At 62.0% G+C, this 15821-nt stretch carries 16 protein-coding genes; all 16 read right to left on the bottom strand.

All coding sequences use genetic code 11. The features are described from left to right. Positions 1-15 precede the first annotated feature (15 nt). Entirely contained in the window at positions 16-363 is a 348-nt protein-coding gene (locus tag AC1ME2_RS04520) for a hydrogenase maturation nickel metallochaperone HypA/HybF (protein WP_480439583.1), read from the bottom strand. Then, positions 356-1465 carry a nickel-dependent hydrogenase large subunit gene (locus tag AC1ME2_RS04515; RefSeq protein ID WP_480439581.1) on the bottom strand — a complete coding sequence of 370 codons (1110 nt, stop codon included), beginning with the start codon at positions 1463-1465 and terminating at the stop codon, positions 356-358. The genes AC1ME2_RS04520 and AC1ME2_RS04515 overlap by 8 nt, the downstream gene beginning before the upstream one ends. Next, positions 1462-1968: a [NiFe]-hydrogenase assembly chaperone HybE gene (hybE, locus tag AC1ME2_RS04510; protein WP_480439579.1), complete on the bottom strand. Its 507-nt coding sequence runs from the start codon at positions 1966-1968 to the stop codon at positions 1462-1464. The genes AC1ME2_RS04515 and hybE overlap by 4 nt, the downstream gene beginning before the upstream one ends. Then, positions 1955-2185 carry a rubredoxin gene (locus AC1ME2_RS04505; protein ID WP_219063226.1) on the bottom strand — a complete coding sequence of 77 codons (231 nt, stop codon included), beginning with the start codon at positions 2183-2185 and terminating at the stop codon, positions 1955-1957. Before AC1ME2_RS04505 ends, hybE begins: the two co-directional genes overlap by 14 nt. Position 2186: 1 nt before the next feature. Further along, entirely contained in the window at positions 2187-3029 is an 843-nt protein-coding gene (locus AC1ME2_RS04500; protein WP_480439577.1) for a hydrogenase expression/formation protein, read from the bottom strand. Between the two features lie 14 nt (positions 3030-3043). Then, positions 3044-3526, bottom strand: a complete 483-nt coding sequence (locus AC1ME2_RS04495) for a hydrogenase (protein WP_480439576.1) — start codon at positions 3524-3526, stop codon at positions 3044-3046. Continuing rightward, complete coding sequence (locus AC1ME2_RS04490) at positions 3523-3882, bottom strand: HypC/HybG/HupF family hydrogenase formation chaperone (RefSeq protein ID WP_480439575.1); 360 nt, start codon at positions 3880-3882, stop codon at positions 3523-3525. Before AC1ME2_RS04490 ends, AC1ME2_RS04495 begins: the two co-directional genes overlap by 4 nt. 1 nt (position 3883) lies before the next feature. Continuing rightward, entirely contained in the window at positions 3884-4519 is a 636-nt protein-coding gene (locus AC1ME2_RS04485) for a HyaD/HybD family hydrogenase maturation endopeptidase (RefSeq protein ID WP_480439574.1), read from the bottom strand. Between the two features lie 20 nt (positions 4520-4539). Further along, complete coding sequence (cybH, locus tag AC1ME2_RS04480; protein WP_480439573.1) at positions 4540-5223, bottom strand: Ni/Fe-hydrogenase, b-type cytochrome subunit; 684 nt, start codon at positions 5221-5223, stop codon at positions 4540-4542. A 59-nt stretch (positions 5224-5282) separates the two neighbouring features. Beyond that, on the bottom strand, positions 5283-7139 hold the full coding sequence (locus AC1ME2_RS04475; RefSeq protein ID WP_480439572.1) for a nickel-dependent hydrogenase large subunit: 1857 nt from the start codon (positions 7137-7139) through the stop codon (positions 5283-5285). A 6-nt stretch (positions 7140-7145) separates the two neighbouring features. Next, on the bottom strand, positions 7146-8249 hold the full coding sequence (locus AC1ME2_RS04470; protein ID WP_480439571.1) for a hydrogenase small subunit: 1104 nt from the start codon (positions 8247-8249) through the stop codon (positions 7146-7148). Positions 8250-9216: 967 nt separating this feature from the next. Further along, entirely contained in the window at positions 9217-10287 is a 1071-nt protein-coding gene (locus AC1ME2_RS04465) for a HoxN/HupN/NixA family nickel/cobalt transporter (RefSeq protein ID WP_480439570.1), read from the bottom strand. Positions 10288-10467: 180 nt separating this feature from the next. Then, positions 10468-11793 (bottom strand): PAS domain-containing sensor histidine kinase, encoded by a 1326-nt coding sequence (locus tag AC1ME2_RS04460; protein ID WP_480439569.1) that lies wholly within the window; start codon positions 11791-11793, stop codon positions 10468-10470. Positions 11794-11807: 14 nt separating this feature from the next. Next, positions 11808-13265, bottom strand: coding sequence for a nickel-dependent hydrogenase large subunit (locus AC1ME2_RS04455; protein WP_480439568.1), 1458 nt, complete (start codon positions 13263-13265; stop codon positions 11808-11810). A 9-nt stretch (positions 13266-13274) separates the two neighbouring features. Further along, complete coding sequence (locus tag AC1ME2_RS04450; RefSeq protein ID WP_480439566.1) at positions 13275-14282, bottom strand: NADH-quinone oxidoreductase subunit B family protein; 1008 nt, start codon at positions 14280-14282, stop codon at positions 13275-13277. Next, positions 14282-15745, bottom strand: coding sequence for a sigma-54-dependent transcriptional regulator (locus tag AC1ME2_RS04445; RefSeq protein WP_480439565.1), 1464 nt, complete (start codon positions 15743-15745; stop codon positions 14282-14284). The genes AC1ME2_RS04450 and AC1ME2_RS04445 overlap by 1 nt, the downstream gene beginning before the upstream one ends. Positions 15746-15821 lie beyond the last annotated feature (76 nt).

Genomic DNA, 15821 nt, shown 5'->3' with positions numbered 1-15821 from the left:
ATCAGAAATCAAATGTCAGTGATCCTCGACCTGTAGGTCGAGGATGCGTAATTCAGTGCCGCCAGTGGGTTGCAGCCAGAAGCCGCCACAGGTCGGGCAGGGTGCGCCGCGTTCGACCAGCGGCACCGTGGCGGCGCAGTCCAGGCACCAGGCCTGACCGTGCGGTTCTTCAATGTCGATGTGCGTACCGGCCAGCAAGGTGCCCGGTGCCAAGGCTTCCAGGGCGAAACGCAACGCGTGTACCTCGACCCCTGCCAACTTTCCGGCTTCCAGGCGCAAACGGCTGACGCGCACGAACGGATCAGCGGCAGCCGCTGCTTCCACGGCGCTGAGAATGCCGCCTGCCAGGCTCAGTTCATGCATGGCTTGATGGTCCTTGGTGGTTGTCTTTGTCTGTATCCAGCCCCGTTTCCGGGCCTGTTTCCAGCGTAAAAGCGATGCAGGGATCGAAGGCCGCCATCAACAATTCGGCCTGCCGCGTGCTGCGTGGATCGGCGCTCGGCAGTGATGACAGCGCTTGGGCCAGAACGCCCTGCGGATGAAGGTTCCACTCGGTGGGCGCAACGATTTGATAGTCGGCTATCTGCACGGTGCCGTCGTTGCGTTCCAGACATACCCGATGCAGCAACAGACCGCGAGCGGTTTCGCTCCAGGCCAGGGCTTCGTCCTGACCCAACGCCAATACTCCAAGGGCTGGGGGGCGGGCACCGGGCAACGACAGTCGCGCCAGTTCGGCGATCCGCGCTCCCAGTCTTAGCCAGGCGCTGGTGTACCGTTCGGGGTGTGTTTCGCCGAGCCGGGTCCAACTGCCGGTTTCGCAGGGTTGGCCATTCAGCTCGGGGCGCTGGGCAAAGTCGGCGCAACGACGCAGGTTTTCGGCCATGGCGTGCAGCGCTGAGGTGTCGGTGACCAGTTGCAGCGCATGCACCGGCAATTGCAGGGCGTCGGCGTATTTGCGGCAGTTGGCAAGCAGGCGGCTCACCCAGTGTTCGTTGCGCTGGGTCCATTCCAGCAATGCGTGATGGGGATTGTCTTCCCATTGCTGTAGCCATACGCGTACCGGGCCGCCAAGCCAGAAGTTCATGGTTGTTTCGGGCGCCTGATCCCAGGCGCGTAGTTCACCCGAAGAGGGACGCGGAGCGTTGGGGTCGAGCAACAGCGGCCAGTCCAGTAAGACACGCCGCAAGTGCTCACGGCGAGTTTCGGCCAGCAACGCCTGGCTGGCGGCCATCGTCGCTTGAGTCTCGCCGTGCAGTGCTGCGCTGACGGCCAATTGTGCAGTCAAACGATGGGCCTGCCCGCACAGGCTGTAGAGCAGGGGTAGGCGTTGCGCGGCGGCCTCGGGTGGCTGGCCTCGCAACAGCCGGGCTGCCAGCACAGGCCGACTGCCGACGATGGCGGGTTGCTGACCGGGATGCACCCGCAGCGATCCGCCAAGTCGCGACAGACTGTTTGAGGCGGTCATTCCGGGGCACCGGCCGGGCGCCCGAACAGCAGGGCGCGGCGACTGAGCGCCGGGTGTTGCGGCGCTTCCTCCTGGGGTGGATCGCGCAACAGGGCGAGCACCTGTTCTGCCGTGGCGCGTGCCGCGGCCTGATCGGCGAACTCGAACATCGGGGAGAACAACGAGCAGCTTTGGTAGGCACCGACCGCTTCGTCTATTGCGCCAATGAATGTCAGGCGCTGGTCACCGAATAGATGTTCGCGGGAGGCCCCTTGGGCCAGCGGTGCACTCAAGGCCGGCGCCAGCCACATCAGGTTCATGAACCAGGGCGTGATCAGGATGCCGAGTACGCCAGAGGTCGCCTCTTCACCGGCAACCTGCACGGCGAAGCCGACCGCCTCGACGTCCAGCTTTAGATTGAGAAAGGGCAGGCCACGCATGCGCGTGTCGGCGATAGCCTGGAAGTGGGTAGCCAGCGCCGCGCCTTGCAGCATCGGGGTGGTTGGCGATTCAGACCGCGTCATTGAGCACCATGAACTGCTCGGCGGCGCCATCGCAATTCGGGCAGCACCAATGGTCCGGCAACGCGGAAAACGGTGTGCCGGGTTCAATTTGCCAGACAGGGTCGCCTTCGCTCGGGTCATACACCCACCAGCAGATTTTGCATTCCAGACGGGTGGCATCGCTGATACGGGCAGAATCGCCCCTGTAGCTGCCTTCGAAGCTGGGTCTGTCGCTCATGTCACTGTCCTTCGAACCATTGGATGACATCCTCGAAGCGCTCCAGCGAATCGCTGAGGTCTTCCGGCGCGGCACAGATCACTTCCGGCAGGTCGGTGATCTCGATGGTGTCGAGGATTTGCGCGTCCTGGGAGTTGAAGTAGGTAACGCGCCAGCAATGGTGCACAAGGGTGCTGCTGATCCGGCAGTTACCGTAACCGCGAGCCAATGCCCGCACTGGGCCGACCGGCAAATAAGTGTCGAGGAAGGCAATGTCCTGCTCGGACAGCGGTAGCAGCGTCAGGTTGATCACGTGCGCCGGGGTGCCGGGTTGCCAGCGCTGGGTCTGATCCTCCACCTCAGTGAGAATCGCCGGGGCGTTCATCACGCCAGGCGGCAGTTGTGGCGGCAGGTTGAAGGCCGCGGGTTGGGCCGCAGCGCGGGCGGTTGTGCGCAGCAGTACGGGGGCGGCACCGACTTCGACATGGTCGTGGCCCTCACCGTATATTCGCCAGACCCCGGCGAAGATCGATTCCTGGATGCGCAACGGGGGCTGCACGACCACGCGTATGCTGACTTCGCCCTCACCGAGCAGTTGATCGAGCAACGTACGGTCGCCGCTTTCCAGCCCGCTAAGGTCAAGGCTCTGGGTCACTTCGCCGCGATTGCAGGCGTGGAGTATTTGCAGCAGGTCCTGCAAGGCCTGACGGGCGCCGGGCAGCGTGTCCAGTTCTTCCGGTTCGGGCAGTATCGGGGCGCTGTGGGTGTACATACCTTGCGGCATGCTGATGTATTCGAGGACCTCGTCTTCCACTTGGGAGCCGGGGCCGAGATCGACCACTGGGATGTACAGTTGCGGGGCCATGGGCGCTCCTCGGTTCACTGGCAGCCGCCGGTAGCGCCGCTGGGCGTTTCGGCGAACAAGGGGATGCGGGCGTTGCTCAAGTTCAAGGCCTTGTCGGCCAGGCTCAGGTATTCGTCCCAGTCGTGCATGCCGTCGATAGTGGTGACGTAGCCACCGTCGCGCAGCCAGACCAGGGTTGGCCAGCGGCGCAGGGCGAAGCGTGCGGCGATGGCTTCTTCTTCGGCGCGATGGACGACGCCCAACCGCAGGGTGCAGCCATGGCGCCGGGCAACTTCCTGGCGCAGTTCGGGCAACACCACCGCCACATCCAGCGATTCAGGGTGGCGCACCGGGTCACCGCACAGCAGTAACAGGCAGTCGCCGCCTTCAGCGAGCCAGGCGTCGAGGTTGTCAGTGCCAATCCAGGTGGCATCGAACTGCTCTACCAGCCGGGTGATCAGTGGCGGGACAGTGGGGGAGACGGGAATGGGCGCCATAAAGGCGGCGGATTCACTCATGTGGGTTCCTTGAGGTTAGGCCGCGTGGGCGCAGCAGCGGGGGGCATCTGGCCCAGCAGGGTGGCGAGCTGTTCGGTGCTCATCGCGGAGGGCAGCCTGAAACCGGGCACGCTGTCGGGCGCTGGCGGGGTGCCGTACAACGCGGCTTCGAGCATGGCCAGGGTCGAGTCGATTTCCGCCGCCCGTTGTGCATCGAGGCGTTCGCGCGCCGCGTCGAGGAATATCAGCAACCAGTCACCGACGGTGCAGGTGTCGACCAGCACCGTATCGATGAGCCGTTCCTGGCCGTGGCGGTCACGGCACACCGCGGAGCCAGGGTTGACGGCAACCACTTGCATAGGCAGTCCGATGCACATATCAGGTGCGCCTGGCGAGGATGCGTTCGTCACCGATCCGGCAGGCGGTCTGTGCAGACGGGCGTTCGCTTTCGTAGCGTTGCAATTCCAGATGCGGCAGGGTCACCGCGTCCTCCCCAGTCAGCGGCGAAGCGCGCTTGCGCGGCTCGGCACCCCAGGTTTCAAGTACCCGCACCGCTTCGGTCAGCGCACCCTCCATGGCCGCCTTGACGCTCGGCCGCAGGCTGCCGCCGTAATCCATCATCTGCTCCGGCTGGCAACCAATCAGCAGTACCCGTCGAGGGTAGTGGGCGGTCAGTTGGGCGAGCATCAGCACCTCCTGAAAACCGGTCTGGTGCAGGCTGAGCTTCTTGATCCCGAGAAACTTGGGTACTTCGTCATCGGTGATGAACTTCAATTCGCCGGGGGCGAGGTTGTAGTCTACGGCGTCGAAAATCAGCAGGTAATCGGCTTCTTGAACATGCTGGATCAGGTACAGACCCTGGGTGCCGCCATCGATCAGCGCGACGTTGTCGGCGAACTCATAGCGTTGTTGCAAGGCTTCGACACAGCGTACGCCGAAGCCTTCGTCGGCCCACAACAGGTTGCCAATGCCCAACACGGTGATACGCGGACGGGGCGATTCGGATGTTTTCATTTTCGACTCTGCCGGTGTGTTCATTTTTTGAAGGTCTTGTAGCCGGAGATCATCGCGCCGATCAGGCTGAGTCGACCGTTGATTTCTTCGCGCACAGCGGCGTACACGTGCAGGAGGATGAAGGCCACGATGACCCACATGCCAAAGTGATGCAGGGTGTGGACTTGTTGGGATTGCCCGAGCAGCGGCAGGACCCAGCCGAACATCCGTTCCTGCCATGAACCCATTTGCGAGCCTTCGCCGTACAGGGCGAATCCGGTCAGCACCATGAACAGCGAGCTCAGCAGAAAAACGAAAAACATGGCGAAACGCGACAGCGGGTTGTGCCCGAATGTCGGCTCCGGGGTAGGCCCGATGAACAGGTAGTAGCGCAACCAACTGAGGAAGTCGGTCCAGTAGGCTTTGCTCAGTACCGGAACCGAGAACAGCTCGCGGGCATGATGGTTGCCCACCAGTGCCCAATAGGCGCGGCCCAGCAGGCCAATGGCAAACACATACCCTGCGCTGAAGTGCGCGAAGCGGATGTAGCCCATCAGGAAGTGCGCGCTGGCCTCGCCTGGCTGGGTGGCCAATGGGGAGCCGATCAAATACCCGGTTATCGCCAGCACCACAATGCAGGCGGCGTTGATCCAATGCCACAGGCGCACCGGTGCCTCGTAAACGTACTCCGGCAGGCCCATGGGGGTTTCGGTCTGGAGGGTCATATCTTCACCTTTGGAAGGGCAGGTGCTTGTCGCACCTGCCGGATGCCAGGGTTGCTTACTCAGCTAACCTTGACGGTGCTCAGCTCTGCGCCGTCCTCGCTCATCACGTGGGTGGCGCAGGCCATGCAGGGGTCGAAGGAGTGCAGGGTGCGCAGGATCTCCACCGGCTGATCAGGGATGGCCACGGGGGTGTTCATCAATGCAGCTTCGAAAGCCCCGATCTGTCCCTTGGCGTCACGCGGGCTGCCGTTCCAGGTGCTTGGCACGACACACTGGTAGTTTTCGATACGCCCGTCTTTGATGCGTATCCAATGGCCCAACGCGCCCCGTGGTGCGGCAACGATGCCGACGCCTTTGGCTTCGGACGGCCAGGTGGCAGGGTCCCATTTTTCGACGTTGGCCGTGGAACGGTCGCCGTTGCGGATGTTGGTCATCAGCTCGTTCCAGTCGTCGACCATCATCTCCGCGCAGTATTCGGCCTCCAGCGCACGGGTCAGGGTGCGGCCAATGGTGCTCGGCAGCAGTATCTTGGCGCCGTAGTTCGTCTCAGGCATGCCGAGGGTCTTGGGCAGGTCGTGGTTGACCGCCTGCAACGCACCTTCAAGCTGCTCTTTGACCCGTTGGCAGTGCGGGTTGCCTTTGAGGGCATGGGCATAACCCAGGATGTAGCGCGCCAGTGGCCCCACCTCCATGGCATGCCCGCGCCAGCGAGGCGACTTGACCCAGGAATATTTGGCGCTTTCGTCGACTTCTTCGATGGCGGTACGGGTGCCCTTGGTCTTCGCCCCCAGCTCGTAATTGGCCTCGGTGATGCCGTCCCACGGGTGCAGGCCTTTATCGTTGTCCGGGTAGTTGTACCAAGAGTGGGTGACGAATTCCTGCACTTGTTCAGGATCGCGAGGATCAACCGGAAGGATCTCGTCCCAGTTGCCATTGAGAATCGCGCCGCCCGGCAGTTGGTTGGTGCTGTCGTCGTAATTGACCTTGGCGTAAGTGCCATAGTCCATCACGTTGGTCGCTGACAGACCGCCGCCATGCAGCCAGCCTTTTTGCTTGTAGATGGTGCCAATAGCCAGCACGTCAGGTACATAAACGTTGCGGCAGAAGGTCAGCGCCTGATCGATGAGGGAGCGGACGAAGTTCAGCCGCTCCATGTTCAGCGGGGCCCCTGCGGCCAGGTCGCCATCGATGTTGATGGCGCAGGGCACGCCGCCCACCAGGTAGTTCGGGTGCGGGTTCTTGCCACCGAAAATAGTGTGGATCTTCACCCATTCTTTTTGCAGGTCGAGGGCTTCGAGGTAATGGGTGACCGCCATCAGGTTGGCTTCAGGCGGCAACTGGTAGGCAGGGTTGCCCCAGTAACCATTCATGAACGGCCCGAGCTGGCCGCTTTCGAAAAACTTCTTCAGACGGTTCTGCACGTCGCGGAAATAGCCGGGCGACGACAACGGGTGGGACGGTGAGACCTGTTGCTGCAATTCGGAGGTGCGCTTGGGGTCGGCCTTGAGCGCCGACACTACGTCAACCCAGTCCAGCGCATGCAGGTGATAGAAGTGCACCGCGTGGTCATGGATCTGCAGGGTCTTGGCCATCATCTCGCGGATCAGGTGAGCATTCGGCGGAATGCGGATGCCCAGCGCATCTTCGACCGAACGGACCGAGGCCAGGGCGTGGCAGCCGGTGCACACGCCGCAGATGCGCTCGACGAACGCCCAGGCGTCACGCGGGTCGCGGCCCTTGAGGATGACTTCGAGGCCGCGCCACATGGTGCCGGTGGAGACCGCGTTGCGAATGATGTTGTTGGCGTCGAGGTTGACCTCTACGCGCATGTGGCCTTCGATGCGGGTCACAGGGTCAACGACGATGCGTCGGCCAGTGCTGTTCAGGTCGAAACCCTGGGTCGAATAATTGCTCATCGATGGTTATTCCTGTCTTGTCGCTGGGGCGTCATGCGGCGCAGTGGGCGCCTTGCCATTGCTGGCGCGTTTGAGGGCAGTCACTGCGGCATGCGCGGTGGCTGCTGCGCCGACCGTGACGCCAGCGGCAAGACCGATCTGATCGGCATTGGCCTCGACACCAAAAGCGTTGACATCGGTCAGGTGCTGGTAGAACGAGCCTTTGTCCCAGAAACCTTCCTCTGAACAGCCAATACAGCCGTGGCCGGACTGGATCGGGAAGCTGGTGCCGCCGTTCCAGCGTACGGTCGAACAGGCGTTGTAAGTGGTCGGGCCCTTGCAGCCGACTTTGTAAAGGCAATAGCCCTTGCGTGCGGCGTCATCGTCCCAGGCCTCGACGAACTGACCGGCGTCGAAGTTAGGGCGGCGATAGCATTTGTCGTGGATACGCTGGCTGTAGAACATTTTCGGCCGGCCCTGACGATCCAGCTCAGGCAAACGGTCGAAGGTCAGCATGTAGGTGATCACCCCGGTCATGACTTCGGCAATCGGCGGGCAGCCCGGCACTTTGATAATCGGTTTGTCGGTGATGACCTTGTGGATCGGCACCGCCTGGGTCGGGTTGGGCTTGGCCGCTTGTACACAACCCCAGCTCGCGCAGGAGCCCCAGGAGATGATGGCCTTGGCGTCGCGGGAGACGCGCTTCAACTGCTCAATGAACGGCTTGCCACCAATGATGCAGCTCATACCGTCCTGATTCAGCGGCGGGTTGCCTTCAACGGCGAGGATGTAGTTGCCTTTGTATTTGGTCATGACCTCGTCGAGGATGGCTTCGGCCTGGTGCCCGGCAGCGGCCATCAAGGTGTCGTCATAATCGAGCGAGATCATCGACAGCACCACGTCCTTGGCCAGCGGGTGCGCGGAGCGGATGAACGACTCGGAACAACAGGTGCACTCCAGGCCATGCAGCCAGAGCACCGGAGTGCGGGGCTTGTTCTCCATCGCCCAGGCGATTTTTGGCATGAACGCAGGGCCGAGCCCCAGTGACGTCGCGGTGAGCGAACAGAACTTGAGAAAGCTCCGACGTGAGATGCCCTGTCTGCGCATCACTTCATAAAATGTTTCAACCACCTGTTTTCTCCTCCCCAGGAATATTCTTCGAGTGGGGTTGCACGCCGCGTACTGAAAGTAATACCTGGTAACTACAAGACCTGTGCCATTTCGTCGCGGTCTTGCCAGGCAGTTGTTACTTTCATGTATCTGGTTGTTTTTTAAGTAGTTTTTAATATTGTTCAGGCGTGGTGCTTTAGCGTTGAACGCAAGTAAGTGGATACTTGGCGTCCACTGGTCTTCTTTACTGGTAACGGACTGATCGGTAAAAAGCGGGGGGGCTGACCGTAATTCGGCAGTCAATTCACTCAAAAACCGAAGGCAAATCAAGACCCCGATGGGAGCGAATTTATTCGCGAAGGCGTTGGGTCGGGCACCGATGGTGTTGGATGTGCTGGCCTCTTCGCGAATAAATTCGCTCCTACATAGACCCAGTCTGCTGCGCGCCAGCGCAGCGTCGAAGACGCGGCGGGGCCCTCTAAAAACCAAAGGCAAATCAAGACCCCGGTGGGAGCGAATTTATTCGCGAAGGTGTTGGGTCAGGCACCGATGATGTTGGATGTGCTGGCCTCTTCGCGAATAAATTCGCTCCTACATAAACCCAGTCTGCTGCGCGCCAGCGCGGCGTCGAAGACGCGGTGGAGCCCTCTAAAAACCGAAGGCAAATCAAGCCCCGGTGGGAGCGAATTTATTCGCGAAGGCGTTGGGTCGGGCACCGATGGTGTTGGATGTGCTGGCCTCTTCGCGAATAAATTCGCTCCTACATAGACCCAGTCTGCTGCGCGCCAGCGCGGCGTCGAAGACGCGGCGGGGCCCTCTAAAAACCAAAGGCAAATCAAGACCCCGGTGGGAGCGAATTTATTCGCGAAGGTGTTGGGTCAGGCACCGATGATGTTGGATGTGCTGGCCTCTTCGCGAATAAATTCGCTCCTACATAGACCCAGACTGCTGCGCGACAGCGCGGCGTCGAAGACGGGGGGCGGCGGGTTTACGCGGCGGGGTAATCCAGGTCCAGCCGGTCGTAGCCTTTAAAGCGGTAGAACAGCAGCGAGAGGGCCCACGTTAGGACGAAGAGCCCGATGATCAGGTAGCCGATCATGCCGAAGTCGTCGTTCAGGGACGCGATAACGTCCCATGCGCCACCTTCCAGACTCAGGCGCGAGGCAATCAGGTTCAACACTTCCAGGCCACCCACCAGCAGCGCCACCAACACCGAGACCGAAGTGATGGTCAGGTTGTAGTAGAGCTTGCGTGCAGGTTTGATCAGCGCCCAGTGGTAGGCGCCGGTCATCATCACGCTGTCGGCGGTATCGACCAGCGCCATGCCAGCGGTGAACAGCGCGGGGAAGACCAGAATCGACCAGATAGGCAGACTCTGCGAAGCCTGTGCCGCTGAAATACCCAGCAGACCGATTTCCGTCGCGGTGTCGAAACCCAGGCCAAACAGAAAGCCCAGCGGGTAAAGGTGCCAACTGCGGCTGATGAGGCCAAACAGCGGGCGTACCAGTCGCGCAATCAGGCCGCCGCCCGCAAGCAGTGTGTTCATCTCTTGTTCGCCGACCCGCTCGCCGCGTCGAACCCGGCGAAAAGCGAGGTACACCGAGCGCAGAATGATCAGGTTGATCAGCGCCACCAGCAGAAGGAAGGCGGCGGAAACCGAGGTGCCAATAAGACCACCGATACCGTGGAACGTCTCGATGTCCGCCTTGAACGTCGAGGCGGTCAGGGCGATGACCAAGGTGGCGAGGATCACGATGGTACTGTGCCCGAGGGAAAAGAACAGGCCCACGGTGGCGGTCTGTTGACCCTCCTGAATCAGCTTGCGAGTGACGTTATCAATGGCAGCGATATGGTCCGCATCCACGGCATGGCGCAGACCAAAACTGTAGGCGAGGAACGCGGTGCCGAGCAGTAATGGGTAGTCACGAAAGGCAATGAAGGCCCAGAGCCAGGCCATAAGATTGACGGCGAGCAGGCCGCCGAAAATCATCACCACGTGACGCTTGAAGATCAACGGCGCCGCGCTTTTGGCGGTTCCGGCGGCATTGGATACAGGCATGGGTACTCCGCAAGGAAGGGGGGGCAGGCTGGAAATCAAAGAGAACGTCATACAAACCCTGTGCCAGTCCCGTTCGGCTGGGCTGCAGCCATGTTCGTGTGGCGTGCGCTGGACAGTGTTCTTGCACTGTTTGTGGGTAAACGGACACTCACTTTGCAGTGGAGGTCGGCGCGTCCGTATTCAACCAGCGGTATGACTGGGGATGATCAGGGTGAACTCGGCACCCCCTTGGGGATGATTGCCCGCGATCAGGCGGCCGCCGCAGCGTTCGACAATGCTGTAGCTGATCGATAATCCCAGACCTGTGCCCTTGCCGACCGGCTTGGTGCTGAAAAAGGGATCGAACACCTGCGACAGATGCTCTGCGGCGATGCCGCTGCCGTTATCGTGCAGGCGCAGGGTGACCCAGCCGGGCTCTTGCTCGACGCTTATCCACAACTCTGCTGTTTCGCGCTCGGCGGCCTGGGCGGCGTCGTAGGCGTTTTGCATCAGGTTCATCAGCACTTGCAGCAACTGTCCACTGTTGCCGTGTACACAGGGAGCACTGTCGGGATGCCAGTGCACGCGCAGGTCCGGTGCGATACCGCGGGTGATCCAGTGGATGGCGCGCTCGACCACTTCGTTCAGCGCCACCTCGCCCAGCGTCTCGCGATCCACTGCCGAAAAGCGTTTCAACGCGCTGACAATGTCGGCAGTCCGTTGCGCGCCTTCAAGGGTGCCCTCGATCAGTGACGGCAGGTCGGCCAGCAGTGGGTCGATGCGCAACTGTCGGCGCAGGGTTTCGCGTACCTCCCGTGGTTCGTCGGCGTTGACCGCCTGCAGATACCGCTCAAGGCGCTCCCGGTAACCCCCCAGAACATGGGCGTTGGCGAGCACGAAGCTGATCGGGTTGTTCAGCTCGTGGGCGACTCCGGCCACCAAGCGACCCAGGGAGGCCATTTTTTCCGCATGCAGCAGTTGCTGCTGGGTGCGCTTGAGGGCTTCATGGGCTTCGTGCAACTGGCGGTAGGCGTGCTTCAGTTCACCCAACGGGCGGCCAACCAGCAGATGACCCATGCAGCGTCCAGTGCCTAAGCTACGCACGGTGCAGCTGATATCTACCGGCACGGGCGCGCCGAGGGCGTCCTTGAAGCTCAGTTCGAGGCTGGCGCTGGTATTGGGTCGGCGCAGCCCGGCCAGGGTCTTGCGCAGTTGCTCGCCACTTTGACCGTCGGCCAGCAAGGCGTAGATCGGGCTGCCGAGCAGCGCCTGTTCGTCACGGCCCACCAGCGTGCGCAGGGCATGGTTGGATTCTTCTATCCGCCCCTCCGGATCGCAGGCCAGCAGCACGTCGGACATGGAAGACAACAGCCCGGCGATGAACTGCTGCGACTGTTCCAGCTCGGCGTTTTTTTCTTCCAGAGCGATTTCGTCCTGCACCAGCTGCGAATAGACCTCGTCCATCTTGCCGATCACTTCCAGCCAGGCGTCCTCGTCAAGTTTGCTGGGCGGTGTTTTGCGCGCCATGTCGTTCTCCAGATTCAATGCACCGTGCAAACCATGCACGGGTCGAATGAACGAACGATATGCTGCACCGCCACCGGGGTTTTCTCGCCGGGCAGCACCGGCGCGCCCTCCAGCGCTTGCTCCAAAGCACCAGGCCGACCCTGGGCGTCACGCGGGGAAAAATTCCAGGTGGTCGGTGCGATGATCTGGTAGCTGACAATGTGTCCGCGCTCGACCCGAAGCCAATGGCCGAGGGCGCCGCGCGCCGCTTCAGTGAGGCCCACGGCGCTGCCGTTGTCAGGCAGCTCGGCGGCGCGATAGTAGGGTTCGCCGGGGCGCAGGGCCATCAGCCACTGCTCCATCAGCGGCACCACGCGGGCCAGTTCCATCAGCCGAGCCAGCACGCGGGTGTAGACGGTTGCCCCGCAGCGAGCGACGGCGTCACGCAGCAACGGCTGGCCAGCGATTAGTTGACGGGCCACGGCGCCGGTTTCGAGTACCGCGCCCGCCAGGCGGGGGGCTTTATTCCAGGTATAGGCGGCAGGTTTTTCTGCCAGCGGTTCGGTTTGGCCTTGCGCCGGATGCAGTGGGCCGCCGCTGTCATCCAGCCAAGCGTGGGCGGCGTCCTCGCTGATATCAGCCAGCTCCAGGCGTTCGACCTGCTGCGTGGCAGCGTTCCACAGGCCCTGCGGGAACACCATGTGCCCGTCGGGCTGCGGATAGGCGCCATAAGAAAGATAGAGCCCTGGCCCCGGCCCGAGATGTTCCAGCCCGCTGTCCAGCGCGATGTCGAGGAACTGGCGCAGATCGCCTTGGCCCGGTGCTTCTGTCTGCCAGGCCCAGAGTTCGCTTTCGCTGCCAAGCCCGACAATGCGCTCCAGCGGGGTAGCGAACAGTTCCGTTTCGAGAAAATGACGGAACTCGCGAACCCGTGTCAGCAAGCGCAGGCGTTCGGCCGCATCAATGGCCCGGGTCGATCCGCCGGGCTGGATGGAGCCGGTGTGTGGCCACTTTCCGCCCAAGGTGCCGATCAGATCCAGCAAGCGTTTACGCGCGGACAGGGCCAGACGTTGCTGGCTGCCCTGGCCTGGGGTAAAGCGCGCTTGGGCTGCGGCGTACCACGGTCGGTCGGCGTACACCGGGCGCACGAAGTCAGGCATGAAAAACAAATAAAAATGACTCAGATGGTCAGCGAGGTTTTCCGTCGCGGCCATGAGATTAATCGTCAGCAGGCCGTTGTCAGGCGGTTGCACGCCGGCCAATGAGGCCAGCGCGCGGGCGGCGGCAATCGACTGTGATACCGAGCAAATACCGCAGATGCGTGGGGCATAGACCAGCGCATCAAGTGGCGTGTGCTGCAGCAGTATCTGCTCGAAGCCGCGAAACATCGTGGCGTTGACCTGTGCCGAACGAACGCGGCCATCCTCCACCTCAAGCTGCACTTCGAGGTCACCTTCGACACGATTGAAAGGACCCACCACCAGACGGGACATAAGGCTTTCCTAACGCCGTGGGATAAGCACAACGGGCGCGATGAGTTGATGGTCGGACGTGGCGTTCTGTTTGACCCGCTTGGGGGTTGCCGATTTGGACAGCGCTGACAGGGCGACAAACCAGGCTTTGGGCATGTCGGTTGGCAGGCCGATGGGAATGCCTGCCACCTTGGGCGTGAGGTTGAACGCATGCCCCGGTTCTTCGAAGCCAGGGGCTGTGCAGTTGATGCAGGCATAGCCGCCACGGGTGCAGGAACCTTCGCCGTTCCACAGGCGTGTGTTGCAATCAGCGTGGGCCTGGGTGCCCTTGCAGCCGAGGTTTTCCATCATGCAGCCAAGGTCCGAAGGTTTCTCGGCGCTGGCCTTGTATTCGTAGAACTCGTTACGCGTGCAGCCGTGATGAACCAACTGGTCGGCGTAGAAGCGCGGCCGCCCGAGAACGTCCAGATCAGACGCGGCGAACAGCCCGGCGGCCAGTGACATGAGGGTGTCGGTGACCCAGCCCGGGTGAGTCGGGCATCCGGCGACGTTGATCACCGGCAGGCCGCGACGTGAACGGTAATCGGCACCGAGCAGGCCGCCTACGCGATGGCCATCGTATTGCAAGCCGCAGGCGTCAGTCGGGTTGTTGCCGGCAGCGGTGATACCGCCATAAGCGGCGCAGGTCCCGATGCCCAGGGTGTACTCGGCCACTCCGGCCAGGTCCCGAACCCAGTCGATCATTGCCCGACCCGTACCGGCCAACATGTGAAAGCGCCCGGTGCCATTGGGGCCGCGGAGCATAGAGCCTTCGACGCACAAGGCGTCGAGGCGGGTGCGGCCCTGCAAGCAGTCGTTGAGGATGTCCAGCATTTCGTCGCCGGTTTCCAGCGACAGCGACGGGTGCCAGAGCAGTTCGATCCCGGCACTGCGCCACATACCGGCGAAGTCCTGAGTATCGGCGCACAGCAGGGACATCGTGCAGCCGCCACAACCACCGGATTGCAGCCAAAGCACGTTGAACGTGTTGTCTTTCATCAGGACTCCTCCAAGCCGAAGCGGCGCAGTTTCTGCCGCAAGCCTACGCGAGACAGGCCCAACTCACGGGCGGCGTGGGTCTTGTTCCAGCGATGACGCAACAACGACTCTTTTAACAGGGTTGCCTCGATGGCGTCGAGTTGCTCCTGCAGCGTGCCGGTCGGGCTTGAGGTTGGCGTACTGGTGGACAGGGCAAGTCTGGCCTGGCCTTGCAATACGCGCCAGGAGAAGGCCCGCGCGTTGATTTGCGCGCCGTCGGACAAGGCGGCTGCGCGGTAGATCTCGTTGCGCAGTTCGCGGATATTGCCGGGCCAGGAGTAACCGATCAGGCTGGCCAAGGCATCCTTGGCGAAGTTCAATTCGGGCAGCTCGAGTTCTTGACGGGCGTCGTCCAGCAACTTGTGGGCAATCGGTAATACGTCAGCGCTGCGTTCGCGCAGGGGCGGCAGCGCCAGGCTGACACCTGCCAGCCGGTAATAGAGGTCACTGCGAAAGCGCCCGGCGCGCACGTCTTCTTCGAGGTCGCGGTGGGTCGAGGCGATGACCCGCACGTCCACTCGCACGGTGCTGGACGCGCCGACCGGGCGCAGCTCGCCTTCTTGCAGAACCCGCAATAACTTGACCTGAAACGCCGGTGAGGTATCGCCGATCTCGTCGAGCAGCAGGGTGCCGCCGTTTGCCCGCTGGAACAGGCCGATGTGATCCTGGTGGGCGCCGGTGAAGGCGCCACGCTTGTGACCGAACAGCTCGGACTCAAGCAAGGTGTCGGGCAGCGCCGCGCAGTTCTCCATGACAAACGCGTTGGCCGCTCGCGGGCTGGCATAGTGAATCCCGCGAGCAAGCAGTTCCTTGCCCGTGCCCGACTCGCCAAGCAGCAGCACTGAGAGGTCATAACGGGCAACGCGCGCGGCCATTTCACACAGCGCATCCAGCGGTCCGCCAACGGCGCGGACAATGCGTGAAAAGTCGAAGGTATCGCGAACCCGGGAGAGGGTCTCCTGGTTGCGCCGTCGTAACACCGGCGTGCCAGCGCGCAGCTCCAGATCAAGTCGCTGCATGTGACCTTGCAGCGCCTGGCTTTCTACCGCGTTGCGCACCGTGCTCAGTAAGTGCTCCGGTAACCAAGGCTTGAGCAGATACTGATAGATCCCGGCCAGGTTGATGCCGTTGATGATGTCTTCCGAATCGGTGTAGCCGGAAAGAACGATACGCACGGTTTCTGGCCAGCGTTCGCGAGCTTCCTTGAGGAACTCGATACCGCTCATGCCAGGCATGCGCTGGTCGCAAATAATCACCGAGACCGGGTGCTGTTCGAGCAGTGCACGCGCCTCGATCGCCGAGTCGGCCAGTAGCACTTCAAACTCTTGATTCAGCACCCGACACAGTGACTCTCGCGAGCGCAACTCGTCATCTACCACAAGCACTGTCGGCAAGTCGGGGTGGGTGTCGGAGGTCGAGGTCATGGGCGAACAAAGAGGAGAAGAGGAGGTTTCACGACGATGCCAGACGGCTGCGAATGAGCGGCGATAGTAGCACGGC

The organism is Pseudomonas sp. ASL9 (assembly GCF_056680335.1).
The sequence above is the reverse complement of the archived record's forward strand: the minus strand, read 5'-3'. Positions and strand labels throughout refer to the sequence as shown.

Bases quoted from the DNA above. Each gene is read 5' to 3' on its own strand.
- AC1ME2_RS04520 (WP_480439583.1), bottom strand. From the start codon at position 363: ATGCATGAACTGAGCCTGGCAGGCGGCATTCTCAGCGCCGTGGAAGCA.
- AC1ME2_RS04515 (WP_480439581.1), bottom strand. From the start codon at position 1,465: ATGACCGCCTCAAACAGTCTGTCGCGACTTGGCGGATCGCTGCGGGTG.
- hybE (WP_480439579.1), bottom strand. From the start codon at position 1,968: ATGACGCGGTCTGAATCGCCAACCACCCCGATGCTGCAAGGCGCGGCG.
- AC1ME2_RS04505 (WP_219063226.1), bottom strand. From the start codon at position 2,185: ATGAGCGACAGACCCAGCTTCGAAGGCAGCTACAGGGGCGATTCTGCC.
- AC1ME2_RS04500 (WP_480439577.1), bottom strand. From the start codon at position 3,029: ATGGCCCCGCAACTGTACATCCCAGTGGTCGATCTCGGCCCCGGCTCC.
- AC1ME2_RS04495 (WP_480439576.1), bottom strand. From the start codon at position 3,526: ATGAGTGAATCCGCCGCCTTTATGGCGCCCATTCCCGTCTCCCCCACT.
- AC1ME2_RS04490 (WP_480439575.1), bottom strand. From the start codon at position 3,882: ATGTGCATCGGACTGCCTATGCAAGTGGTTGCCGTCAACCCTGGCTCC.
- AC1ME2_RS04485 (WP_480439574.1), bottom strand. From the start codon at position 4,519: ATGAAAACATCCGAATCGCCCCGTCCGCGTATCACCGTGTTGGGCATT.
- cybH (WP_480439573.1), bottom strand. From the start codon at position 5,223: ATGACCCTCCAGACCGAAACCCCCATGGGCCTGCCGGAGTACGTTTAC.
- AC1ME2_RS04475 (WP_480439572.1), bottom strand. From the start codon at position 7,139: ATGAGCAATTATTCGACCCAGGGTTTCGACCTGAACAGCACTGGCCGA.
- AC1ME2_RS04465 (WP_480439570.1), bottom strand. From the start codon at position 10,287: ATGCCTGTATCCAATGCCGCCGGAACCGCCAAAAGCGCGGCGCCGTTG.
- AC1ME2_RS04460 (WP_480439569.1), bottom strand. From the start codon at position 11,793: ATGGCGCGCAAAACACCGCCCAGCAAACTTGACGAGGACGCCTGGCTG.
- AC1ME2_RS04455 (WP_480439568.1), bottom strand. From the start codon at position 13,265: ATGTCCCGTCTGGTGGTGGGTCCTTTCAATCGTGTCGAAGGTGACCTC.
- AC1ME2_RS04450 (WP_480439566.1), bottom strand. From the start codon at position 14,282: ATGAAAGACAACACGTTCAACGTGCTTTGGCTGCAATCCGGTGGTTGT.
- AC1ME2_RS04445 (WP_480439565.1), bottom strand. From the start codon at position 15,745: ATGACCTCGACCTCCGACACCCACCCCGACTTGCCGACAGTGCTTGTG.